Below are 24,760 nucleotides of genomic sequence, written 5' to 3' on the forward strand. Positions count from 1 at the left end.
ATGAATAGGCAAAATTATCAGCTATCATTAATCACAAATATCGTGTTAATCGCTTTAAAGCATTGTAATCGTGTCTGTAAGACTTATTTTCACTATAAAAATAGTGACAAAACCTACTGTCAGACTTATCAAAACTTTTGAAACAGTAAAACCATCAAAAAGTTCGTATCGCGGCATTCACAAGAATGCTTAAAAAAATACAATGCTAAATATTAGGTTATCATCGGAAGATTATCAGCGCTTACAATGGCGCGCTTGATATTAGGCAGATGGATAAGCTAGATTAATTGGAAAATTGACGTTGCTCTTAGCGTTTAGGTAGCGTATATGAGTCATTATTGGTCAGTTTTCTTTCGCAATTAAAAAACTTACCAAGTGAAATAGGCATCAAAAACACCTACTTAAAAAAGTGATAACCCCACTAGCACATCTTCGGCACACTGGCTGGCTGCTACCGTTGCTACCTTCCGGTCCTGGCGGGGTTCACAGCAGCTAGTTGCGAAGCTACCAATGGGGTTACCGAAGCGGTATTCTAGAGAATTTGGCGACCAAATGCAAACTCTTTTTATCATATACACCAAATTTTTGTATTTATTTCACTTTTACGCACGCTAACCCATCACCAAGCAACATTCGGGTAAATTTTTGTCGAACTTCTTACCCTTTTTCTACAATTCTTCCACTGCAAATGTTACAAAATATTTTATAATGCCCCTTCAACAACACATTGAATGAGCTAAATTGAATGAGCTAAATAGCAGTTTAATCAGCAAAAGATTCATGCCAACACATATAAAGAAGCACTAGAAAAAACTAGGAAAAAACAAAAGGAAACACTATGACACATTTAAGCGCCGCAACTAACAATCATCCCAATCATAAAACGCATGCCAATCATACAATGACCAAAGGTATTGCAGCCAGCTTGCTTGCTATGGCGACGCTATTACCTTTTACCAGTGTTTCAGCCGCCACCTACCCTGTGAACCCATCCCCTGCGAACTCATTAATGACCAATACTTTAAACTACGGCTTGCTTAACTTTGCTGCCTCGGCGAGTAAAAAAGTCAGCAATGACCAAATCAATGCTACCCTTAGCAAAACTGTGCAAAACAAATCAAGCAGTGAGGTGGCTAATCAAATCGCTACCACGTTGAACCAAGCGGTTGCCATTGCCAAAAAATACCCACAAGTGCAAGTCAGTACGGGCAATCAAGCGACCTATCCGCAATATGACAAAAACCAAAAAATCATTGGTTGGACGGGAACTGCAAGCTTGAATTTAAAAAGCACCGACACAGTTGCCGCTAGCAAATTGATTGCCGAATTGCAAAGTTTTATGACGGTTGATGGATTAGACTTTAGCGTGTCTGATGCCGCGCGCAAAGCCACCGAGCAAGAATTGATGATGGAAGCTTCCAAAAACTTCCAGCGCCAAGCGCAAACGCTGCTGCCTGTCTGGGGAGCAAAAGGCTATCAATTAGTCTCGTTGGAGTTTAGTCAAGGAGGCGATTATCGTGCACCGCGCGCGTATGGCAGTGTAATGATGCTAGAAGCCGCCAGTGCCAAAGTCGCTGACCAAAACTTCCAAGCGGGTGATAGCACCATTACGGTTACTGCCAATGGTACCGTCCAACTGGTCAAATAAGCCGATTTTAACCACAAAAAAACCTGTTGAATCAACAGGTTTTTTTGTTTGTCTGTTACTCACTAAGCAATACTTAGTAAGAAATTTCTGCACGGCGGTTTTTTGCCCATGCTGATTCGTCATGACCGGGATCGGCAGGTTGGTCTTCACCATAGCTGATGGCTTCCATACGTGAAGCTGATACCCCTGACGTAGCTAAATAGGCTTGTGCGGCTTGGGCACGGCGCTCACCCAATGCCAGATTGTATTCACGGCTGCCACGCTCATCGGTGTGACCAGCAATAGCGATACGGGCACTTGGGTTGGCTTGTAAGAATTGCGCTTGTTGATTTAACACAGCTTGACCTTGAGCGTCGATTTCACTGCTATCAAAGCCGAAATACACGGTATTTGGGTTAGCACCCGCGGCAGTGATGACTGACGTCGAGTTTGTTACCACAGCGCCACCGTTATAGTAGCCTACACCACCGGGAACGCCCATCGGCGCAACCACCACTTCAGACGTGCCAGTACGTTTGGCAGAACACCCTGTTAAGGCGATGGTTGCCATCATCGCAGCAGCGCTTACTACTTTTAGTATCGTTAATTTCATAGTCTTTCCTCAAAAATTATTATTTAACGCGTTTACCTATTTTGTTTGTTACTTTTCGATAGAGTAAATCAATCTCGCGCTTTTTGTAAACAGTATTACTGTAAATTTAGCCAACTTTTCCTCGAAATTCTCAAAGTAGTTTAATTTTTGGATTAAACGAATAGCTGAAGAAATCACCTTTTATAAGATAAGTGATAAAAAAACAAACTGTCTAAAGTTGTGTCTACAACCGCTACCAACGAAATTTATTCCATAATTCAGGGTTTGCCCAAAACTTGCTATTAAACCAATCTGGCAAATGTTTATAGTCAAACAGATTAAATTGCCATACTTGGTAGCTGGTTGCATGGTGATCTTGGTCATGCTCCACAATCGGCTGCTCATGTAATCGGCTAAAGCCAAAGCTCACCACATCCACACCTGTTGCTGGCTGAGATAAGTTTTGCACCAGCAAACAATGCTTGGCAAACAAGTCGCGACAGCGCTGAATGATTTGGGTATCGATAGCGCTATCGTTTGATAATATTATCACTGCCAAGTCATAGCGCTTGGCAAACCGATGCGCGATAAACGCTTGATAATCAAATGCTTCCCAACTCACGGCTTGATCAATAGCTTCATCAATGGCTTGAATTTGGCTAAAAACCGACTGCGTGTCATTACCAATAATCAGCCCGATGAATGGTTGATTTGTTGATGCGGCATTTTTATCTTTGCTTGAATCGTGTTTGCTCAAATCATGTTTGCTTAGGCTATCTTTACTTAAAAATGCCAGACTTTGTCGGACGACATCGGTAATGCTTAAGGTGGGATTGGTCAAAATAACATCCTTTTGATGAGTTTTTATTAGATACTGTTGATAGATACGGCTGAATGATAGCCGTGATATAGCAATGATAAGGGTGGCTAATATGCCATTCTTTAAAACCAATTATAACTATCTATCATGAGCCATGACTAGCCCTTTTGGTCGAGACAGAGTACACTAAGTGCTAAATTTATCACTTGTATTGACTGTTAGAAATAAGGAACAACCATGCCACAATATCGCTCAAAAACATCCACGTCTGGCCGCAATATGGCGGGTGCACGCGCACTTTGGCGTGCAACGGGTATGACAGATGAGGATTTTAACAAACCGATTATCGCGATTGCCAATTCGTTTACCCAGTTTGTACCCGGGCACGTACACCTAAAAGACTTGGGTCAGCTGGTTGCCCGCGAGATTGAAGCGGCAGGCGGTGTTGCCAAAGAGTTTAACACCATCGCGGTGGATGATGGTATCGCCATGGGTCACTTGGGTATGCTCTATAGCTTGCCAAGCCGTGATTTAATTGCCGATAGCGTGGAGTATATGGTCAATGCCCACTGCGCCGATGCGCTGGTCTGTATCTCCAACTGCGATAAAATCACCCCTGGTATGCTGATGGCAGCGATGCGCCTCAATATCCCAACGATTTTTGTGTCGGGCGGTCCAATGGAAGCGGGCAAAGTATTGGCATCCACGTTGGGCGATGGACATACCACCCATGAAACCGTGATGAATGAATTGGGTGAAAAAATTCGCAAACTTGACCTAGTCGACGCCATGATTGATGCGGCAGATGACTTGATTAGTGACGAAGATGTGGCACAAACTGAGCGCTCTGCTTGCCCAACTTGTGGCTCATGCTCAGGTATGTTCACTGCCAACTCGATGAACTGTTTGACCGAAGCCTTAGGCTTATCCCTGCCTGGTAATGGCTCGTTACTTGCCACTCACGCCAAACGTAAAGATTTATTCTTAGAAGCAGGTCGTCGTATCGTAACACTTGCCAAACGTTATTATGAGCAAGATGACGCCAGCGTGTTGCCGCGCTCAATTGCGACCAAAGCGGCATTTGAAAACGCCATGAGCCTTGATATCGCCATGGGCGGCTCAACCAACACAATTCTACATTTGCTTGCCGCTGCCCATGAAGCCCAAGTAGATTTTAAAATGGCGGATATTGACCGTCTAAGCCGCCGTGTGCCTTGTCTATCGAAAGTTGCTCCGGCAACACAAAAATATCATATGGAAGACGTGCACCGTGCTGGGGGTGTGATGGCAATTTTAGCCGAGCTTGATCGCGCAAACCTACTGCAAACCGATGTTCCCACCGTTCATAGTGCGTCACTCAAAGCAGCGCTTAGCCAATGGGATATCATGAATCCTGATAATACCGAGGCACGTGAGCGTTATATTGCAGCCCCAGGTGGGGTACGCACCACGCAAGCCTTTAGCCAAAACAATGCGTGGTCCAATCTTGATGTCAACCGCGAATCTGGCTGTATCCGTAGCAAAGAATTTGCCTACTCACAAGACGGCGGTTTGGCAGTATTATTTGGTAATATCGCTGAACGTGGCTGTGTGGTCAAAACAGCGGGCGTGGATGACAGCATCCTAAAATTTACCGGTCGTGCCCGTGTTTTTGAGAGCCAAGATGACGCCGTCGCAGCGATTTTGGCAGACCAAATTGTCGCCGGTGATGTCGTTGTGATTCGCTATGAAGGTCCGAAAGGCGGTCCTGGTATGCAAGAGATGTTGTATCCGACGTCTTACCTAAAATCAAAAGGTCTAGGTAAAGCCTGTGCGCTACTTACCGATGGTCGTTTTTCAGGGGGTACGTCGGGTTTATCCATCGGTCACGTCAGCCCAGAAGCCGCTGAAGGTGGTACCATCGGTTTGGTCTATGAAGGCGATACCATCGAGATTGATATCCCTAATCGCTCGATTCATTTGGCGGTTGATTTTGCCGAACTGGAAAAACGCCGAGAAGCGATGGTGAGCCGTGGCAACCAGGCTTGGAAACCTGTCAATCGTGAGCGCCAAGTGTCAGCCGCCTTGCGGGCGTATGCAGCGATGACAACCAGCGCGGATACAGGCGCGGTACGTGATGTCAGTCAAGTAGAGCGCTAATTTTTTACTCCAAACGACATTACTATTAAAAAAATTGTCAGAAAAGAGTTATCAAAAAAGATCGATGCTACTTATCGGTCTTTTTTTTAGCGCCCTGAAAAACGTTGCAAACCCCATACTTGACGCCCACGGTTTTAGATGCCATGTAGGGTTTTTAAAAAGTGCGGTTTATAAAAGCATTATCCACATCGAACGAATTCTGCTAAAATACAATGTTTACATTTTTTTGATAATATATGCCAAATTTAATTTTGAAATATCTTAAGGAGCCGCTGTGAGCCGTCCGTTTTCTTCAGCCGATATACGTCAAGCTTTTATCAATTATTTTGCCGAAAATGGTCATACCCCAGTGGCATCATCGAGCCTAGTCCCACACAATGACCCTACCCTGCTATTCACCAATGCCGGTATGAACCAATTTAAAGATGTGTTCTTAGGGATAGACAAACGCGATTATAAACGTGCAGTATCGTCGCAAAAATGTGTGCGCGCAGGCGGTAAACACAATGACCTTGACAATGTCGGCTATACCGCGCGTCACCATACGTTTTTTGAGATGCTCGGCAACTTTTCGTTTGGCGATTATTTTAAACAACAAGCCATCCCATTTTGTTGGGAGTTTTTGACATCGGATGAGTGGCTTGGATTACCCAAAGATAAACTTTATGTGACGGTGTATCACACCGATGATGAAGCCTTTGATATTTGGCATAACGTGGTGGGCTTGCCTGCCGAACGCATCATCCGTATTGGTGATAATAAAGGCGGTCAATACCAATCGGATAACTTTTGGGCAATGGGTGACACAGGTCCTTGTGGTCCTTGTACCGAAGTATTTTATGACCATGGCGAGCATATTTGGGGCGGTCTGCCAGGTACACCTGAAGAAGACGGCGACCGTTTTGTCGAGATTTGGAACAACGTCTTTATGCAGTTTAACCGCCAAAAAGACGGTACACTTGAAAAACTGCCTGCGCCAAGTGTCGATACGGGAATGGGGCTTGAGCGTATTAGTGCCATCATGCAAGGCGTGCATAGCAACTATGAAATCGATATATTTACCCATCTCATGCAGCACGCGGCGCAAGTGATTGGCTTGCCAAACGATATCGATTTACAGTCTGAGCCATCACTCAAAGTGCTTGCCGACCATATCCGCTCCGTTTCCTTTTTAATTGCAGACGGCGTATTGCCAAGCAATGAAGGCCGTGGTTATGTGCTGCGTCGTATCATCCGCCGCGCGGTTCGTCATGGCAACAAATTAGGCGCTAATGACAACTTCTTTTATAAGCTCGTCGCGCCACTGGCTCAAATCATGGGCGATGCCTACCCACAGCTTCGGGAACAACAAGCCAACATTGAGCAAGCCATCTTAAAAGAAGAAGAGCAATTTGCCAAAACCTTATCGCAAGGTCTCAAACTACTATCCCAAGAATTAGATAGCTTAAAATCTGGCGATACGTTGTCGGGTGCAACCGTGTTTAAACTGTATGACACTTACGGTTTCCCTGCCGATTTGACAGCCGACATCGTGCGCGAACGCGACATCAGCATTGATGAAGCCGGTTTTGAACAAGGCATGGCGCAGCAACGCGCCCGCGCCCGTGAAGCAGGTAAATTTGGCGTTGATTATAACCAATTGATTCAAGTTGACAGTGCCACTGAATTTTTGGGGTATGACAAAGCAGAGCACAGCAGCACTATCACCCATTTATACCTTGAGGGCAAATCGGCTGAGCAATTGCAGGAGGGCGATGAAGGCGTCATCGTATTATCGGCAACGCCTTTTTATGCTGAAGGCGGTGGTCAAGCCGGTGAATTAGGTGATATCCAAACCGAGACCGGCGTATTTGAAGTCCAAGACACCAAAAAATCTGGTCAAGCCATCATCCATCATGGCGTAGTCAAAATGGGCAGTATCCGCCAGGGTCAGTCAAGCGAAGCACGCGTCGCAAGCCAAGTACGCGCCATGAGTGCCAAAAACCACTCCGCCACTCACCTACTGCACGCCGCCCTTCGTGAGCATCTTGGCACAGGCGTCACCCAAAAAGGGTCATTGGTCAATAGTGAGGTGTTGCGTTTTGACTTCTCGTATGACAAAGCCTTGACTGAGCAAGACATCATCACTATTGAAAACATCGTTAACCAACAAATCCTTGCCAACCAACCTGCCACTGTAGAAATGCTTAGCATAACGCAAGCGCAAGACAAAGGCGCGATGGCACTGTTTGGTGAAAAATATGGTGACACGGTTCGCGTATTGTCGATGGGTACGGTAGATAAAGACGGCAAGCCTTTCTCCATCGAGCTATGTGGTGGTCTGCATGTACAACGCACGGGTGATATCGGCTTATTCAAAATTATCAGTGAGCAAGGTATCGCAGCAGGCATTCGCCGTATCGAAGCAGTGACAGGCATGGGCGCAGTCAAATATGTGCAGCAAGGTGAAAAACAGCTCAATCAACTTGCCAGCCAGCTCAAAGCCAAACGCGACGAAATCGCCGACCGTGTCAATCAAATGACCGACAAAACACGCGACCTAGAAAAACAGCTTGAGCGTTTGCAGCAAAAATTGGCCAGCAGCCAAGCCAAAGACTTAATCAACAACGTGCAAGATATCAATGGACAAAAAGTGCTGATTGCAAGTTTACCAGGCATGGATGGTAAAGCATTACGCACGATTGCCGATGACATGAAGTCCAAATTGCATGATGGCATCGTGGTGCTCGCTGGCGTAGCTGACGATAAAATTGCCTTGACTGCCAGTGTTGGCAAAGACTTAACCAGTAAAATCAAAGCGGGCGATATCATCAAACACTTAAGCGAGCAGCTTGGCGGTAAAGGCGGCGGTAAACCTGACTTTGCCCAAGGCGGCGCAAGTGATGTCGCAGGATTGCCAACTGTATTAGATGCGCTACCAAATTGGTTGGCTGAGCGACTTGCCTAATTAAAACTATCCCTAAAAAAACGCCGAATGACTTATTCGGCTTTTTTTATGGGGTTATTTTTTTATGCGGCTATATAAAGCGTTAGTTTAATTAGGCTTAATCAAAGCGCCATTTACTTTAGCCAAACATTCGGTATCATAAAGCTTAAAGCACATTGTGTATAATCGTTCCTATAATCGCATCTATAGTCGTGTCTATAATCATATCTAACATCCTATTAACCAAAAAAGCTTTAAAACACACTTATAGCTTTAAAATACTCATAATCAATAAGGAAACATCATGGATAATCATTACCAGCCCCCAAAAATTTGGACAAATGATAGCCAAAACGGTGGCAAATTTGCCAGTACCAACCGCCCTACCGCAGGAGCGACCCACGAGCAACACTTACCGATTGGTAACAACCCTTTGCAGCTTTACAGCCTTAACACCCCAAACGGTATCAAAATCAATATGTTACTTGAAGAATTGGCAGAGCTCGGTATTGAAGGCGCACAGTATGACGCCTACAAAATCGACATCATGAATGGCGATCAATTTGGCTCAGATTTTGTTGCCATCAATCCCAATTCAAAAATCCCTGCACTGGTGGATAACAGTGTTAATCCATCGATTAAACTGTTTGAATCGGGCGCTATCTTGCTATATCTTGCCGAAAAATTTGAGCAGTTTATCCCAGCAGACACCGCCAAACGTGCCGAATGTTTGTCATGGTTGTTTTGGCAAATGGGCGCTGCACCGTATGTCGGTGGCGGCTTTGGGCATTTTTATGCGTATGCCCCAGAGAAATTTGAATATGCTATCAATCGCTTTACCATGGAAACCAAACGCCAATTAGATTTACTTGATCAACATTTAGCGACTCGCATGTTTATGGTAGGTAACGACTACAGTATCGCGGATATCGCGATTTGGGCATGGTATGGTCAGTTGGCACTGGGCAAATTGTATAACGCTGGCGAGTTTTTACAAGTGCAAGACTACACCTATCTACAACGCTGGGCAAAAAACCTGCATGACCGTCCTGCCGTGCAACGCGCTATAACCTTACCCCTACAACCAATTGCATAAACTGATAACGTTTTGTTCACCGTAGCCATCCAATTTTCAGCCAGTCATTTGGGGATTTTTGGCAATTTTGCCTTGCCCCAAAATTGGGAAATATGGTATAAAGTACCGTTTAATTTACGTTTCGTGACATTGTAAACAATCTGCTAAGCAATCCATCAAGGACTTGGTATGGCAAGTCTTGCATAGCGATGGCAAACAACGTGCACGATATTATAGGGTGTATTGACAATGGCTTTAATCGTACAAAAATACGGTGGTACGTCGATGGGTAGTGTCGAACGTATCAAAAATGTGGCACAGCGCGTCAAACGTTGGCATGACAATGGTCATCAAGTGGTGGTTGTCGTCTCTGCCATGAGTGGCGAGACCAATCGCTTGATTGATTTGGCACGTCAAATCAGTAAAGAACCAAACGCTCGTGAATACGACCAAATGGTGTCAACCGGTGAGCAAGTATCAATTTCTTTACTTGCTATGGCATTAAATGAAATTGGTGTGAGCGCCAAGTCAATGACGGGCGGACAAGTGGCGATTCGTACCGATGATAGTCATACCAAAGCCCGTATTCAACATATCGATGATAGTCAGCTTCGCGCCGCACTCGATGCTGGTATGGTAGTTGTAGTGGCGGGTTTCCAAGGGGTGGATGAAAAAGGTGACATTAACACCTTAGGTCGGGGTGGCTCGGACACCACAGGCGTTGCACTGGCTGCTGCCCTATCTGCCGATGAATGTCAAATCTATACCGATGTCGACGGCGTGTATACTACTGACCCACGGGTGACACCAAAAGCCAAAAAATTATCAAAAATTACCTTTGAAGAAATGCTAGAAATGGCAAGCCTTGGCTCAAAAGTGTTGCAAATTCGCTCGGTTGAATTTGCCGGAAAATACCAAGTACCACTGCGTGTTTTATCCAGTTTTGATGAAAACGCCGATGGTAAATTCGATGATGATTTTAAAAAGAATGTAGGTACATTAATTACCACCGATGAGGGAGACAGCATGGAACAACCAATTATTTCGGGCATCGCCTTTAACCGTGACGAAGCTAAAGTATCTATCTTAGCAGTGCCTGATCGTCCTGGTATTGCGTCATCGATTTTAAGCCCAATCAGTGCTGCCAATATCGAAATCGATATGATTATCCAAAACATCGCAGAAAACGGATTGACCGACTTTACCTTTACCGTTAACCGTGGTGACTTTGATAAAACCCTAGCGATTTTGGGTGACAATCTTGCTGAGATTGGCGGCAAAGAAATCGTGAGCAACAACAATGTGGTTAAAGTATCACTGGTGGGTGTGGGGATGCGTTCACATGCAGGCGTGGCAAGCAAAATGTTTGAAACACTGGCAGAAAACAACATCAATATCCAAATGATTTCTACCAGCGAAATCAAAATCTCGGTACTGATTCAAGAAGAACAACTGGAAAAAGCGGTTAAAGCGTTACATACCGCTTTTGGTCTTGACCGTGAAGACGGTGAAAGCAAGGTTGCTGGATTATAAGAAATTTGTAATTCTCCACAAAAACAAGGTTAATATCCGCGTTTTGCGGGTGTTAACCTTTTTTTTACTTCAGCATTTCGTTTATAATGGCATCTCGTTTATTGGGCACAAACGCAACTGACCCCTCAATGCCTATTTTGACTGTTGGCAAATAGCCACCAAGCATGATGAGTTCGCTTAAATTATGCCCTTGCAGTCTGTCTTTAACGTATCATTGGGCAATGATACATGATAATATATTTGACGAATTTAGCTAATTTATCGTTGAATCATCATAGGACATTGATGGTACTTGTTGCGACATAAGGAGTGTGACGCATGTTAATTTTGACTCGCCGTGTTGGCGAAACGTTAATGATAGGTGACGAAGTCAGTGTCACCGTACTGGGTGTAAAAGGTAACCAAGTCAGATTGGGCGTCAATGCGCCAAAAGACATTGCTGTACACCGTGAAGAGATTTATCAAAGAATTCTACATGAACGAACTGGGCATGAACGGACTGGGCATGAACGCATGGGTTATGATACTCACCCAGTTGATTTTGCCGCCCATGATAGGATGGGTCAAGACCGCAGTGGTTTCGGGGCAGCCAGTCATGAGGCCTTTCCCCAAGAGCGCAGTAAACCCTCTCAAACGCGTAACAGCGGTCAGCAACTGCATCATTTAGAAAACCGTGTGGATAACCGCGGTTTTGGTCAGACCAACAATAATTTTAACCCAGCGTTTGATCCGTTTGAGGACGATTATTTTAATCGTTAATGACGGTCGCTATTTTGACTTTTGGAGTAACTATGAGCGCTATTGATAAGCTAGAACTATCAAAACTATTAGCTAAATTAGAAAACAAATCGCTAGATTTTGCTTCCGTACTGGCTACTATCGATAGTTACTATAACTATCACCCAACTGAGTTTGTCAATGGCGAAGTGCACAATGCGGCTGGCGAAAATGAAGGCAGTGCGAAAGTATTCGGCTTTGCGCTACTCAACCATTTGACCCAACAAGATACGCTAAAACTGTTTGCTGAGCACTATGACAGTGTTAAAGCAGAGCCAAAAGGTACAAACCATGCCAATATCCGTAACTTTAGCTTTTTTGGCTGGCAAGGCTTTTTGATGCAGCGTAACTGTTTAACGCCAAAAGCATTAACGCCAAAAGCGTCATGACATTCTCTAAAATACTTTAGTCTAAAAATCTAACTGTTTTTTGCGTCAAACAAGGCAGCCGATGGGTTGCCTTTTTTTATGCAATGTTTTTTATTTTAAAGAATAGTTTTGATTTTAAAAAATAGTTTTGAGAGACTTATTGGTTATTGGTTATTGGTTATTGGTTTGCCCTTAACTGCTCGCGCATTTGTTTTTTTTGCTCACGGCGATGGCGAAAAAAATCCTGCAACAACGCGCGACTTTGCTCTGCCATCACGCCTTGTTTTACGGTCAAAAAATGATTATAAAACGCCACTTGGCTAAAATCCTGCTGGCTGACAATCATGCCTGCTTTCGGCTCTGTCGCTGCAAACACCAAGCGCGACACTCTGGCGTGAATAATCGCCCCTAGACACATGGTGCAAGGCTCAAGCGTGACAAACAGTTCACAATCCGCTGGCAGACGGTAATTATCAAAATATTGACATGCCTGCCTTATTGCCACGATTTCGGCGTGGGCCGTGGCATCATGACTTAAAATCGGTTGATTGTAGCCTTTGGCTATGATGGTGCCTTGATGCACAATCACCGCACCCACTGGCACTTCGCCCCTCTCTCCGCCCTCGGCTGCAACGTCAAGCGCCGCTTGCATAAAGGCGTCATCGCTGTCATAAAAGCCTGTGTCACAAAATTCTTTTTCATAAAAGCTGCTTTCACAACAGTTATGTTCACTAGCACCCATTTTTTATACCACCCAAACTACTGTGGCAACTGCCAATCTATTGGGCTTTTGCCGTGAGCTATCAGATAATCATTGGCTTTGGAAAAAGGACGCGTGCCAAAAAAACCACCCCGATTGGCGCCAAGCGGTGATGGATGCGTGCCTGTAATGATTAAATGCTTAGAGGTATCAATAAAACGGCCTTTTTTCTGTGCGTAACTCCCCCATAGGATAAAGACACAGTGCTCGCAGTGCTGATTGACAGCCTCAATCACTGCATCAGTGAATGTTTCCCAGCCAATACGCTGATGGCTGCCTGCCTGCCCTGCTTCTACGGATAACATACTGTTGAGTAGCAGCACCCCTTGGGTCGCCCAATGGGTCAAATCGCCATGTTTTGAAGGGGCGATACCCAAATCGGCGGCGAGCTCTCGTAAAATATTTTGTAGACTTGGGGGTTTGGGAATGGCTTTGGGCACGGAAAAGGATAACCCCATCGCTTGTCCCGCGCCATGGTACGGGTCTTGACCCAAAATCACTACTTTGACCTGCGACAAAGGCGTCAAATTAAACGCATTGAACATTTGACTACCCGAGGGATAAATCACTTTTTGCGCATGATATTGATCTCGCAAAAACTGGCGAATCTTATCCATATTGCTGCTCGTTAACTCTGTCGCCAAGGCGTGCTTCCAATCGTCCGGCATTTTGACATTGGCTAAAATTTGTTGTTGTTGGGGCGTTAATGTTTTCATGGTTTATCTGCTATCAAAAAATTATAAAAAAAGCCAAAGAATTTCTTGGCTTTATTGTAGCAAATAATTGTCATCAATAAGTGGAACACTTCTATGCTGCCTATTTTAGACTGATTAATTATTCTGAAAAAGTTTGACGCAGGGTAAAATCGTCTAATTTGACCGCTTCACGGCTGCTTTTTTCAGTGGGGGGGATTACTTGCGCTTCGCCTGTCACTACCGCTTTACCGTCTTGATTGGTCACTTGGCAATCTAACACCACCCATTTTTTGCTATCGTCTTTACTTTTCACCGTCAAGGTCGCGGTTAAGGTATCATCGATATGCACAGGACGACGGAACGACAAACTTTGGTTCAGATAAATTGTCCCCAAACCTGGAAATTTGGTACCAATCAAGGCTGATAATAGACCGGCTGTCCACATACCATGGGCAATCACGCCTTTAAACTGGCTTTGCTCGGCATACTCATTATCGAGATGCGCAGGGTTGTAGTCATGGGTAACAAGCGCAAATGCTTTGACATCATCTGCGGTCACTTGCCGGGTCATACTGGCAGTTTGCCCGATAGTTAATTCCTCATAGGTAAAATTACTAAAAGTTGTCATTGTCCGTCCTTTTGTTTTTGTGGATCAATTTCATAAAAAACCACGATTGCAAAATCGTTCTCATGCTTTGACTATAGCATAAATTTTGCAAATTTTTATGACAATGACTACGCATTCATCAAGCCATCTGATTTTAACAATTACAAATTTTTTATCTTTTTGCTTGACTTGATGAACTGCTAATAAAATCAAGCGTCTAGGATTTTTGCAGAAAAATAGGCAAAAAATTGAAAAAAATACAAGCTAGAATTGCAAATTTTTTTAGGCTATATTGTGCGAAATAATAAAACAACCCCTAGATATAGTATTTTTTTGCAAAACCTTGCAATAATACGGCAATGACTTTGCAATGCTAGATAAGTGATATGGCTTCGGCTCAAAAGCGGTCGTTAATAGCGGCACACACACTCACTATACTTTCGGTTAGCTGTTTTATTTGACATTTTTATCTCACCACCTCTCACTCAGCGCCTTTTAAATACATACAGATATGACGTTGATAAACAGGTAAAAAAAGGAACGTATTATGACTCGTACTGAAGATATCCTCGTGCAAAAACGCGACGGGCGTTTGGAAAAAATTGATTTGGATAAGATTCACCGAGTCATCGAGTGGGCAGCAGAAGGGCTCGATAATGTGTCTGTTTCGCAAGTAGAAATCAGCTCACACATCCAGTTTTATGACAAAATCACCACCAAAAGCATCCATGAAACCATCATTAAATCAGCCGCGGATTTGATTTCTGCAGCAACGCCTGATTATCAGTATTTGGCAGCGCGATTGGCAATTTTTCATTTACGCAAAATCGCGTTTGGTCAGTTTGAGCCGCCGCATTTGTTTGACCATGTCACCAAACTGACCCAAGAAGGTCGTTACGATGCCCATATTTTGCAAGACTTTAGTAAAGAAGAGTTTGATATACTCAATGACTATATTGACCACAACCGTGATTTGAGCTTTGCGTATGCCGCCGTCAAACAAATGGAAGGCAAATACTTGGTGCAAGACCGCGTCAGCAAACAAGTCTTTGAAAGCCCACAATTTTTGTACATGCTCGTCGGTATGTGTCTGTTTGCCAGTTACGACAAACAATATGACAAGGCTTCGCGATTAGATTACATCAAGCGCTTTTATGACACCACGTCCACTTTCAAAATCTCACTGCCAACGCCAATCATGTCGGGCGTGCGTACCCCATCGCGTCAGTTTAGCTCATGTGTACTCATTGAATGTGATGATAGCTTAGATAGTATCAACGCCACCACCAGTGCCATCGTGCGGTATGTGTCACAGCGTGCCGGTATTGGTGTCAATGCGGGTCGTATTCGCGCATTAGGTAGTCCTATTCGTGGCGGTGAAGCGCAGCACACCGGCTGTATTCCTTTTTATAAACTATTCCAAACTGCTGTTAAATGCTGCTCACAAGGTGGCGTGCGCGGTGGTGCAGCGACCTTGTTCTACCCGATTTGGCATTTGGAAGTGGAAAATCTGCTGGTGCTCAAAAACAACCGCGGCGTGGAAGACAATCGTGTTCGCCACATGGATTATGGCGTACAAATCAATAAAACCATCTATCAACGTTTGATTAAAAATCAAAACGTGACCCTGTTTTCCCCATCGGATGTACCAGGTTTGTACGATGCTTTTTTTGCCGATCAAGCCGAGTTTGAGCGTTTGTATGAGCAATATGAGCAAGATGAATCCATTCGCAAACGCAGTGTGCCCGCGCAAGAGTTGTTTAGCCTGATGATGCAAGAGCGTGCCAGCACGGGTCGTATCTATGTGCAAAACGTTGACCATTGCAACACCCACAGTCCGTTTGACCCAAGTGTCGCGCCAATTCGCCAATCTAACCTATGTATGGAAATCGCGCTACCAACCCAACCGCTTGACAACATCAATGATGAAAGCGGTGAAATCGCCCTTTGTACGCTATCAGGGATTAACTTGGGTGAAATCAACCAATTAGAAGACATCAAAGAGCCCGCGGAACTGATCGTGCGTGCGCTAGATGCCTTGCTTGACTACCAAGACTACCCGGTTATCGCTGCTAAAAATGGCTCTATGAAACGCCGCACGCTGGGTATTGGTGTCATCAACTACGCCTATTATCTTGCCAAAAACGGTACCAAATATTCAGATCCTACGGCGCTCGGTTTAACCCATCGCACTTTTGAAGCCTTACAGTACTATCTGTTGGTGGCGTCAAACAAACTGGCTAAAGAGCAAGGCGCGTGTCCTGCATTTGGCGATACCACATATTCACAAGGTATTTTACCGATTGATACCTATAAAGCAGATATTGATGCGATTTGCAATGAGCCGCTACAACTTGACTGGGAAGCACTGCGTCACGATATCAAAACTCACGGTCTTCGCAATTCAACCTTGACCGCCTTGATGCCATCAGAAACCTCTAGCCAGATTGCTAACGCAACTAATGGTATTGAGCCACCGCGTGGTCTGGTATCTGTCAAAGCATCAAAAGACGGTATTTTAAAACAAGTGGTGCCTGAGATTGATAAGCTCAAAGATCAATACGAGCTATTATGGCAAATGCCAAATAACAAAGGTTACTTGAGTCTTGTGGCGATTATGCAAAAATTCATTGACCAAAGTATCTCAGCCAATACCAACTACGACCCAACCAAGTTTGAAGATAGCCGTGTCCCAATGAAGGTGATGATTCAAGACTTGTTGATGGCGTACAAATTGGGTGTTAAGACGCTGTATTATCATAACACCCGTGACGGCGCAAATGATGCCCAAGACGACCTAGAAAATGGCTGTGTTGGCGGGGCTTGTACACTGTAATAAGGGTCATAACATGTATAAAGGATTTAATCTTACACTTAATAATTCTTTTTTTGATTATAAATTACAGCAAGATATATCAATAATCAAAAGAGGTATTCTCAATCAAAATGAGGCAAATAAAGATAAAATCAGAAAAGATATTAAAGAACTAATTAAAAATAATAATTCTATATCTGCCAATGATATTATTTTAAATTGGTTTATAATTTCAGACTATGATATTTTTTTATCACATTCTCATTCTGATAAAAATTTAGCCATAAATTTAGCTTCGTGGCTAAATCTAAAATTTGGTCTTCGTACTTTTATTGATTCTTGTATATGGGGGAATTTTATAGATTTAGCTAGAGATTTAAATAATAGTTATTCGCTTACTCAAAATAATAGCTATGATTATGATAAAGCACAAAATGTATTTACTCATGTCAATGCCCTATTAAACACTAGTTTAACAAACATGATTAATAGATGTGAAAGTGTATTCTTCTTAAATACTGATAATTCAATAGCAGAAAGTAGTTATACGAATCAAGATATAACTTTATCACCTTGGATATATCATGAGCTTCTTATAACTAAAGTCATAGAAAAAATTAAACCAAGACCAAGCCTTGAATCTTTAACTAAAAGTGATTTTTTAGCTTTTGATTCGATTAATGAAAGCCTAATAATTGAGTATGATGCAGAAATTTCACATTTATTTAACTTAGACAATGCTAAATTAAAGAATTGGGAAATACTTTACAGTAAGAATATTCCTAATAAAATCAAGAGTCATCCATTAGATATATTATATTTATCTACAGGAAGGAATAATATGTATGGCTGATAATGAATATAATAAATTTAACCATTTATCTTTAATTCAAGAAATTATTAGCCGTCTAGCCTCAAACTCTTTTATGATAAAAGGATGGCTAGTTGCTATCCTAACTGGTTCTCTAGCGTTATCGGATAAAATCGCCACAAAAATACCTTGCTTGCCTTTATTATACTTTTCATTAATTATTCTGTTTTGGATTTCAGACGCTTACTTTCTCTATTTAGAAAGAAAGTATCGAGAAAAATATAATAAAGTAAATGAATTAAGATTCATTAATTACAATTTAACTTTAGAAAAAAAGACTAAACTAGAAGAACTTTCCTCTTACTTAAATTCATATTTTGCAATATCGAAAGTTATATTTTACTTTCCTTTAATAGCAATAATTTGCTTTTTGATACAGGGAAATAGTTAAAACCTTTTCAAAAATTAGGAAGTGTTAATGATTAATCGACTAATTTGAAATACCAACCCTTTTACTTTTTTATATTTTGCATAAGTCATCCAAAAATGAATCAAATAATTCACTCGAAATTTTGCTTATTGCTAGGATTATTCATTACCCAAATTGTTGGCTGCGCATTAGTACCGCAAACATATGACAGTCCGATTCCTGTCTATGTTGACTTGGGTGATGCCATACCTGCCACCACCCTGCCCAATTCAAAAGCCAATGCCAAAACCATGAGTCACTAAGGCTTGGTATTAGGCTTGTCCGATTGTGCCAGTTTTGCTGACCCCGCTACTTTATCTTTGACGGGTACAGTATTAGAAAAATTTGAATAGGTAATATCAATCGGTTTGCCCATCATCACACGGCTGGTCGGTAACGCATTTTTGAGTCCCACTTCTTTCATCATCTCCGCGATTTTTAAAATCATATCGGTTTGTTTTTGATTAAAATCCATCGCGCCTTTTACATTGAGATAGCATCGCACTTCAACAAGATACGCGTCTTGCTGAGTGCCAGAAATACGCACTTGATTCCACACACTGTTGGTGTCAGGATGATTGGTAATATAAATTTGCGTCTGCTCGATAAATTCCTTGATCTCACTGATTTCGCTATCACGCGAGATATAGAACACTTGCGAAAAATGAAACATATCGCGCTGAGAGACATTTTCAATGCTCATAGATGAGAAGTTACCATTGGGAATCGTTACCACCGTGCGATCGGTGGTGCGCAGACGGGTGGAGCGGATACCGATGTCTTCAACCGTACCTTCTTGTGTGCCAAAGCGGCAGTAGTCGCCCACATTGACAGGCTGGTCAGCAACGACCGATACGCTGCCCACCAAGTTTTCAATCGTTTTTTGTGCACCCAATGCCAACGCCACACCACCAATCCCCAATGCGGCAATACCTGTGGTTAAGTCGTAGCCTAGATTACCCAAAATCACAATGGTCGCAACCGCAATCAAAATCAATTTTACCACTTTTCGCAGCAGATTTAGCACCGATAGCCGCTCTGGATGATGGTTATTACTGGCATAGTTTTCTGCACGTTTAAAAATCAAATCCAAAATACGTAAAATCAACCATACCATGGATACCCAAGATAAAATATCGGCAAGGCTGGACGCCATATTGCGCACAACCAAATTGATACCCACCAAAATCATGGCTTCTTTGATAATCAGCGCCGTTAGCACCATTGCGGCAGGTACGACCACTCGCCCATCAATCGGAAATTGTTTTTCTTTATCTGGGTGAGTCGCTAGATAAATCCGCGTGATAATCATGTATAAGATTTGGCTAATCAATAGACAGGCGAGATAAGTCGCTATCATGAGCGCAATCACTGCCCCGATGTGCCCAAGACTATAGCCTTTAATATCTTTCTCAATCCATTGTTTGGGAATGTACTTTTCTACCAGTGTCGGCTGGGTAACCTGTGATAACGACGCCACTTCTCGCAAGGTTTGTTGTGAAATCAGCCAAATATAGGTACCGTTAGATTGTTTGACACGCTGCATTAAGATGTCGATACTCTTTTTGTCAGCGGTGGGATTGTTGATTTCCCCTACCTTATCGAGATTGGGCGCTAGTTTGTCATCGAGATTGCCGGTAGGGTCATTGCTAATTTGTAGCTGCTCGTTGATGCGTCCGCCGCTATCGAGTGCCGATTTTAAAGATTCGAGCGTGCCACTGGGGTCTTTGGTATAGCTTAAATCCACATAACGGCTCGCTAGCATCCAATCACTTTTTGCCAAGGCTTGAATAAAGCCTTGCATGCTGCCGCGCGGGGTATCACGCCCAAAGGTGTCTTGTGGGGTTGCCGTGCCACTGGCGCTACTGGCTGATTTGCTGCTATCAGCCGCCCATACAGCGGTAGGTTTGACACTGGTGATAACCATGAGTAAAGCAAACAATGCCATCATAAAACAACGGCGGTATAAAGATGTTGCATCAGCATGATGCTGACATTGATTAAGAGACTTTGACAATTGCATAAACTTCCCAAAATTTGTAAAACGCTCAGACATAGCTAGGCTAATACTTAGGCTAATAGTTAGGCCAGATGATAACGGCCTTGCTTTATGCTTTAAGAAATCTTAAATTGCAATGCGCTTATTCTGAATAAAGTATTTCGTCTTGTAGGTATAACTGCTAAAATACGCGAATTATTTGATTTTATCAGTTTTAAATTCCAAAAACACTTTTAAACGCATTGAGTTATTATGTTTAATTTACATCCACAACTAGCAAAAGATACTTTTTTGGTGGGCGAATTTCCGTTATCTACTTGCCGCTTGATGAACGACTGTCAATTTCCTTGGTTGATTTTAATTCCGCGTGTACCCGGTATCAAAGAATTATACGAACTATCCGCCAGTGACCAAGCCCAGTTTTTACGTGAATCCAGCTGGCTATCAAGTCAGCTTGCCAAAACTTTTCAAGCCGACAAAATGAACATCGCCGCGCTTGGCAACCAAGTGCCGCAATTGCATTTTCATCATATCGTGCGCTACCAAAATGACATTGCTTGGCCCAATCCAGTATGGGGTAATCCAGCCATCCCTTATACCCCTGAAGTGCTGAGCCATATGCAGCAGACACTGATGATGGCACTGCGGGGTCATCGTGATATGCCATTTGATTGGCAAATGAACGTCTAAAAAAATTTTACTACGAGGCACGAGGTAGACGAACTAAATTGCGTGAATCCATTCAAGGTCTTTCGACCAATCTAAAACGTCCGAAATTCATTGAACTGGCGGCATTTTTTATTTTATTGCTTACCTTAACCTCTCTTGATGTACCGCCTATTTATCATACGCTCAGTATTTTGCTGTTGGTAGCGGGCGTTATTGTCACTGCTTTGAGTGTTATCCGTCCCCATCACTACATTACTTCGGCCAGTGTATTAACCCTGATGGCGTTGGCAACGGGTATGTTGCAGTTTAACTATATCCCAAGCCTTGCGTTATGGTTGTTGATTTTGATTCGTCTGATTTTTTCAGATACCAAACACACTGTTTCGTTGGTATTATTAACCGTAGCAGTGGGTCTACTTAGTCTGATATCTGCGCATTTTTTATTACCCGCCATTAGTTTGACCGCCAAACAAGAAGATATTTTAAATTTCGCCATTGTATTTACCGATATCTTGATAGTTGGTTATCATATTTGGTCCATGGTAGTTCGCTTACGCCAAAAAAATCAAATGCTTGCTCAGCAACAAGCACGGATTGATACCTTAGTCAAGGTAACCAATAAATTAACCCGTTTTTTGCCTCCCCAGATTTGGCAGCCCATTGTCAAAAATAACACCAAGGTTGAAGTCATTAATCAACGTCGCAAGCTAACTATTTTGTTTTCGGACATTGTTGGCTTTACCGATTTGTCGGATCATATTAGCTCCGACCATTTAGCCAATATTTTAAATACTTACCTTGACCGTATGACCCAAGTGAGCCAAAAATATGGGGCGACCCTCGATAAGTTTTTGGGTGATGGGTTATTGTGCTATTTTGGTGATATGGGTGGTAATGACCGTGATAACGCGATTGCTTGTGCCAGTATGGCCATCGAGATGCGCCGTGAGATGGAAGTACTGCGCCACCAGTGGCGATTACTCGGTTTTGAAGGGCTGCATGTACGTATGGGTATCAATACTGGGTATTGTTATGTGGGCAATTTTGGCAGCCGCAATCGTATGACTTATACCGTGGTTGGAAAAGAGGCCAATTTTGCCTTTCGCCTTGAAACTGCCGCGCAAAACAATCAAATTTTGATCAGCGAAAGCACGTTTAATTTAATTGGTCATGTCCATCATTGCCAAGCCGTGGGGCAACTTAAGTTTAAGGGCTTTCAAGATGCCATGAATGTGTGGGAATTGCTCGAACCCAACAGCGAATCTATAGAGCAAACCGATTGGGTGGACTTTAGCTTGCCTGGGTTTAATTTGCATTTAAATTTTCATGATATTCGTAATTATGATAAAAATGATATTACTAACCAGCTAAAATCTGCATTGGCGCTTGTTGAAGAAAAGCACAAACAATGATGTTGACGGTTTTGGCTTACCCATTTTTTAACTCAGCTATACTCTTAGCTTAGCTATGTTCAACCATTTACAGATACTAAAAAAGCCAGGCACTAAAAAAGCCGAAGCATCCAGCTTCGGCTTTTTTTATACTATTGATTTAGGCATCAAACGAAGCCAATGCTTGGTTAAATGTCGCACTTGGGCGCATCACTTGGCTTAGCTTTTGTTGGTCTGGTTGATAGTAACCACCAATATCCGCACCTTGACCTTGAACCTCATTTAATTCCGCCACGATTTTGTCTTCATTTTCTGACAACGCTTGAGCAAGTGGTGCAAACTTGGTCTTAAGCTCGCCATCTTGGTCTTGGTTCGCCAATTCTTCTGCCCAATATTTGGCTAGATAATAATGGCTGCCACGGTTGTCGAGCTCACCGGTACGACGCGATGGTGATTTGTCGTTATCCAACAATTTACCCGTTGCCAAGTCTAGGGTTTTTGCCAGTAATTTTATCCGTGGGTTGTTTTCTTTAATCCCCAAGTCTTCTAAAGATACCGCAAGCGCCAGCATCTCGCCGAGTGAATCCCAGCGCAAGTGGTTTTCTTCAACCAACTGCTCGACATGTTTTGGGGCTGAGCCGCCTGCCCCTGTCTCATAAAGACCACCGCCTTCCATCAATGGGACGATTGATAGCATTTTGGCTGACGTGCCTAATTCTAGGATTGGAAACAAGTCAGTTAAGTAGTCACGCAAGATGTTACCTGTAACTGAGATGGTGTCCAAGCCACGCGCCACACGCTCAAGGGTATAACGCATCGCACGAACTTGGGACATGATTTGGATATCTAGACCTGTGGTATCATGCTCTTGTAAGTATTTTTTAACTTTCTTGATAAGCTCATTTTCATGTGGGCGGTATGGGTCAAGCCAGAAGATAGCTGGCATGCCTGAGTTACGTGCACGCGTCACTGCCAGTTTTACCCAGTCACGAATTGGCGCATCTTTGACTTGACACATACGCCAAATATCACCTTCTTCAACATTTTGTGACATCAATACTTCGCCTGTCTCAATGTCAGTGATATTGGCAACGCCTGCCTCTGGGATTTCAAAAGTTTTATCGTGAGAACCGTATTCTTCCGCTTTTTGTGCCATTAAACCTACGTTTGGTACGGTACCCATGGTCGCTGGGTCAAAGTTGCCATGCCATTTACAGAAGTTGATGACTTCTTGGTAAATACGGGCAAAGGTCGATTCTGGCATCACCGCTTTACAGTCGTAAGGCTTGCCATCCGCTGCCCACATTTTACCACCGTTACGAATCATCGCTGGCATTGAGGCATCTACAATGACATCATTTGGCGAATAGAAGTTATCGATTCCCTTCGCTGAGTCCACCATTGCCAACGCGGGGCGATGTTCTTGACAGGCATGCAGGTCACGGACGATTTCTTCACGGATAGTAGTCGGTAAGGTTTCGATTTTTTCGTATAGTCCTGCCATACCGTTGTTAACATTAATACCTAGTTCGTCAAAGGTTTTGTTCCATTTTTCGAATGCATCTTTGTAATACACTCTTACGCAGTGACCAAATACGATAGGATGTGATACCTTCATCATCGTGGCTTTGACGTGTAGAGAGAACAGGATTTTACCTTCGCGGCAATCTTCTAGCTCTTTTTCATAAAACTCGATTAAGGCTTTTTTACTCATAAACATTGAGTCAATCACTTCACCGTCTTGTAGGGCAACTTCGGGTTTTAGCACCAAAGCTTTGCCACTGTTGGTGATGAGCTCCATTTTGACTTTACGCGCTTTATCAAGGGTCATTGATTTTTCGCCATGGTAGAAGTCCCCTTCTTCCATGTGAGAGACGTGGGTTTTTGACCATTGTTTCCATTCACCCATTGAATGCGGGTGTTTTTTGGCATAGTTTTTTACGGCAGCGGGTGCACGGCGATCGGAGTTACCTTCACGTAATACGGGATTTACCGCAGAACCTAAACATTTACCATAACGGGCTTTGATGGCTTTTTCTTCGTCTGTGGTTGGGTTTTCTGGGTAATTAGGAATGTTGTAGCCTTTGGCTTGTAACTCTTCAATACATTCTTGTAGCTGAGCCACTGAGGCACTGATATTAGGCAATTTGATGATATTGGTGTCTGGGTCTTGGGTCAACCGACCAAGCTCAGCAAGATTGTCGGTCACTTGTTGTTCTGGGGTCAGGTAATCGGAGAACTCTGCCAATACACGCGCGGCAACGGAAATATCGGTTTTAGTGATTTCAACGCCAGCAGGCTTGGTAAATGTTTCAATGATAGGAAGTAGTGAATAAGTCGCCAGTAGCGGTGCTTCGTCAGTTAAGGTATAGATAATATTTGACTTTCCACTAGCCATAGAGAACCTCTTTTATATGAATGTTAATTGAGATACTAGATGATGCATCTAGCAGCGTGAGAAATTTCACAGTAAGCATTACTAATTAGGGGATAAAATGTGATTGACCATTTTAAAGCAAAGTATACGGTTACCGCATAATGAGTCAATAATGTATCTAGGAATACCTATATTTAGGAGAAAAATAATGCAGATGCGATGTATCCCTATCGATTAAGACAATCCCTTTTTTTTCCTAGTGTACCACAGTATCACGGTGGCGAATATATCCAATCACTGACAGTCGCTA

Annotated in this window: 19 protein-coding genes, 1 other RNA gene and 1 pseudogene; 13 read left to right on the forward strand and 8 right to left on the reverse strand. The window is 43.1% G+C overall.

Annotated features, from left to right (window positions below):
• Positions 1-416 precede the first annotated feature (416 nt).
• Positions 417-513, reverse strand: an RNA gene (gene ffs, locus RTS10_RS02995) — signal recognition particle sRNA small type.
• A 325-nt stretch (positions 514-838) separates the two neighbouring features.
• On the opposite strand from ffs, the gene RTS10_RS03000 reads away from it, so the two are divergent.
• Positions 839-1,648 (forward strand): SIMPL domain-containing protein, encoded by an 810-nt coding sequence (locus RTS10_RS03000; protein ID WP_312539170.1) that lies wholly within the window; start codon positions 839-841, stop codon positions 1,646-1,648.
• Between the two features lie 73 nt (positions 1,649-1,721).
• Here the strand turns inward: RTS10_RS03000 and pal are convergent, their stop codons facing one another.
• Both pal and RTS10_RS03010 read right to left on the reverse strand, forming a co-directional pair.
• Positions 1,722-2,240, reverse strand: a complete 519-nt coding sequence (gene pal, locus RTS10_RS03005) for a peptidoglycan-associated lipoprotein Pal (RefSeq protein ID WP_312384053.1) — start codon at positions 2,238-2,240, stop codon at positions 1,722-1,724.
• A gap of 232 nt (positions 2,241-2,472) precedes the next feature.
• Positions 2,473-3,171 carry a DUF6231 family protein gene (locus RTS10_RS03010; RefSeq protein ID WP_409455579.1) on the reverse strand — a complete coding sequence of 233 codons (699 nt, stop codon included), beginning with the start codon at positions 3,169-3,171 and terminating at the stop codon, positions 2,473-2,475.
• Positions 3,172-3,276: 105 nt separating this feature from the next.
• Here RTS10_RS03010 and ilvD point away from each other — a divergent pair, with 105 nt between their 5' ends.
• The 6 genes and pseudogenes from ilvD (at position 3,277) to RTS10_RS03040 (ending at position 11,878) form a co-directional block, all read left to right on the forward strand.
• Entirely contained in the window at positions 3,277-5,178 is a 1,902-nt protein-coding gene (gene ilvD, locus RTS10_RS03015) for a dihydroxy-acid dehydratase (RefSeq protein WP_312539173.1), read from the forward strand.
• A 274-nt stretch (positions 5,179-5,452) separates the two neighbouring features.
• A complete protein-coding gene (gene alaS / locus RTS10_RS03020; RefSeq protein ID WP_312539175.1) occupies positions 5,453-8,125 on the forward strand; it encodes an alanine--tRNA ligase in 2,673 nt (890 codons plus the stop codon).
• A gap of 283 nt (positions 8,126-8,408) precedes the next feature.
• Positions 8,409-9,200, forward strand: a complete 792-nt coding sequence (yghU, locus tag RTS10_RS03025) for a glutathione-dependent disulfide-bond oxidoreductase (RefSeq protein ID WP_099808224.1) — start codon at positions 8,409-8,411, stop codon at positions 9,198-9,200.
• Positions 9,201-9,428: 228 nt separating this feature from the next.
• Positions 9,429-10,712 (forward strand): aspartate kinase, encoded by a 1,284-nt coding sequence (locus RTS10_RS03030; protein ID WP_007115684.1) that lies wholly within the window; start codon positions 9,429-9,431, stop codon positions 10,710-10,712.
• Positions 10,713-11,030: 318 nt separating this feature from the next.
• Positions 11,031-11,234 (forward strand): annotated as a pseudogene (csrA, locus tag RTS10_RS03035) (carbon storage regulator CsrA); the annotation flags it as partial.
• A 269-nt stretch (positions 11,235-11,503) separates the two neighbouring features.
• Positions 11,504-11,878 carry a HopJ type III effector protein gene (locus RTS10_RS03040; protein ID WP_312539176.1) on the forward strand — a complete coding sequence of 125 codons (375 nt, stop codon included), beginning with the start codon at positions 11,504-11,506 and terminating at the stop codon, positions 11,876-11,878.
• A 157-nt stretch (positions 11,879-12,035) separates the two neighbouring features.
• Here the strand turns inward: RTS10_RS03040 and tadA are convergent, their stop codons facing one another.
• The 3 genes from tadA to RTS10_RS03055 all read right to left on the reverse strand — a co-directional run bounded on the left by tadA (position 12,036) and on the right by RTS10_RS03055 (position 13,940).
• Positions 12,036-12,599: a tRNA adenosine(34) deaminase TadA gene (gene tadA / locus RTS10_RS03045; protein WP_312384061.1), complete on the reverse strand. Its 564-nt coding sequence runs from the start codon at positions 12,597-12,599 to the stop codon at positions 12,036-12,038.
• A 17-nt stretch (positions 12,600-12,616) separates the two neighbouring features.
• Positions 12,617-13,333, reverse strand: a complete 717-nt coding sequence (ung, locus tag RTS10_RS03050) for a uracil-DNA glycosylase (protein WP_065252852.1) — start codon at positions 13,331-13,333, stop codon at positions 12,617-12,619.
• Positions 13,334-13,451: 118 nt separating this feature from the next.
• Positions 13,452-13,940 carry a MaoC/PaaZ C-terminal domain-containing protein gene (locus RTS10_RS03055; protein ID WP_076774094.1) on the reverse strand — a complete coding sequence of 163 codons (489 nt, stop codon included), beginning with the start codon at positions 13,938-13,940 and terminating at the stop codon, positions 13,452-13,454.
• 526 nt (positions 13,941-14,466) lie between these two features.
• Between RTS10_RS03055 and nrdA the strand changes: the two genes are divergently transcribed.
• From nrdA to RTS10_RS03075, 4 genes are all read left to right on the forward strand, one after another.
• Positions 14,467-16,755, forward strand: coding sequence for a class 1a ribonucleoside-diphosphate reductase subunit alpha (nrdA, locus tag RTS10_RS03060; RefSeq protein ID WP_312539179.1), 2,289 nt, complete (start codon positions 14,467-14,469; stop codon positions 16,753-16,755).
• Positions 16,756-16,768: 13 nt separating this feature from the next.
• Positions 16,769-17,587 carry a hypothetical protein gene (locus RTS10_RS03065; protein WP_312539180.1) on the forward strand — a complete coding sequence of 273 codons (819 nt, stop codon included), beginning with the start codon at positions 16,769-16,771 and terminating at the stop codon, positions 17,585-17,587.
• Positions 17,580-17,996: a hypothetical protein gene (locus tag RTS10_RS03070; protein WP_312539181.1), complete on the forward strand. Its 417-nt coding sequence runs from the start codon at positions 17,580-17,582 to the stop codon at positions 17,994-17,996. The genes RTS10_RS03065 and RTS10_RS03070 overlap by 8 nt, the downstream gene beginning before the upstream one ends.
• A 95-nt stretch (positions 17,997-18,091) precedes the next feature.
• Complete coding sequence (locus tag RTS10_RS03075; protein ID WP_312539182.1) at positions 18,092-18,277, forward strand: hypothetical protein; 186 nt, start codon at positions 18,092-18,094, stop codon at positions 18,275-18,277.
• Here RTS10_RS03075 and RTS10_RS03080 read toward each other — a convergent pair.
• Entirely contained in the window at positions 18,274-20,037 is a 1,764-nt protein-coding gene (locus tag RTS10_RS03080; RefSeq protein WP_312539183.1) for a mechanosensitive ion channel family protein, read from the reverse strand. The genes RTS10_RS03075 and RTS10_RS03080 overlap by 4 nt on opposite strands.
• A 228-nt stretch (positions 20,038-20,265) precedes the next feature.
• Here RTS10_RS03080 and RTS10_RS03085 point away from each other — a divergent pair, with 228 nt between their 5' ends.
• Entirely contained in the window at positions 20,266-20,703 is a 438-nt protein-coding gene (locus tag RTS10_RS03085) for an HIT domain-containing protein (RefSeq protein WP_036601311.1), read from the forward strand.
• 38 nt (positions 20,704-20,741) lie between these two features.
• On the forward strand, positions 20,742-22,094 hold the full coding sequence (locus tag RTS10_RS03090) for an adenylate/guanylate cyclase domain-containing protein (RefSeq protein WP_312539184.1): 1,353 nt from the start codon (positions 20,742-20,744) through the stop codon (positions 22,092-22,094).
• A 139-nt stretch (positions 22,095-22,233) separates the two neighbouring features.
• On the opposite strand, the gene RTS10_RS03095 is transcribed toward RTS10_RS03090, so the two are convergent.
• Entirely contained in the window at positions 22,234-24,471 is a 2,238-nt protein-coding gene (locus tag RTS10_RS03095; protein WP_312384075.1) for an NADP-dependent isocitrate dehydrogenase, read from the reverse strand.
• Positions 24,472-24,760 lie beyond the last annotated feature (289 nt).

It is taken from the genome of Moraxella sp. CTOTU47616, from assembly GCF_032017465.1.
Classification (GTDB): domain Bacteria; phylum Pseudomonadota; class Gammaproteobacteria; order Pseudomonadales; family Moraxellaceae; genus Faucicola; species Faucicola tetraodonis.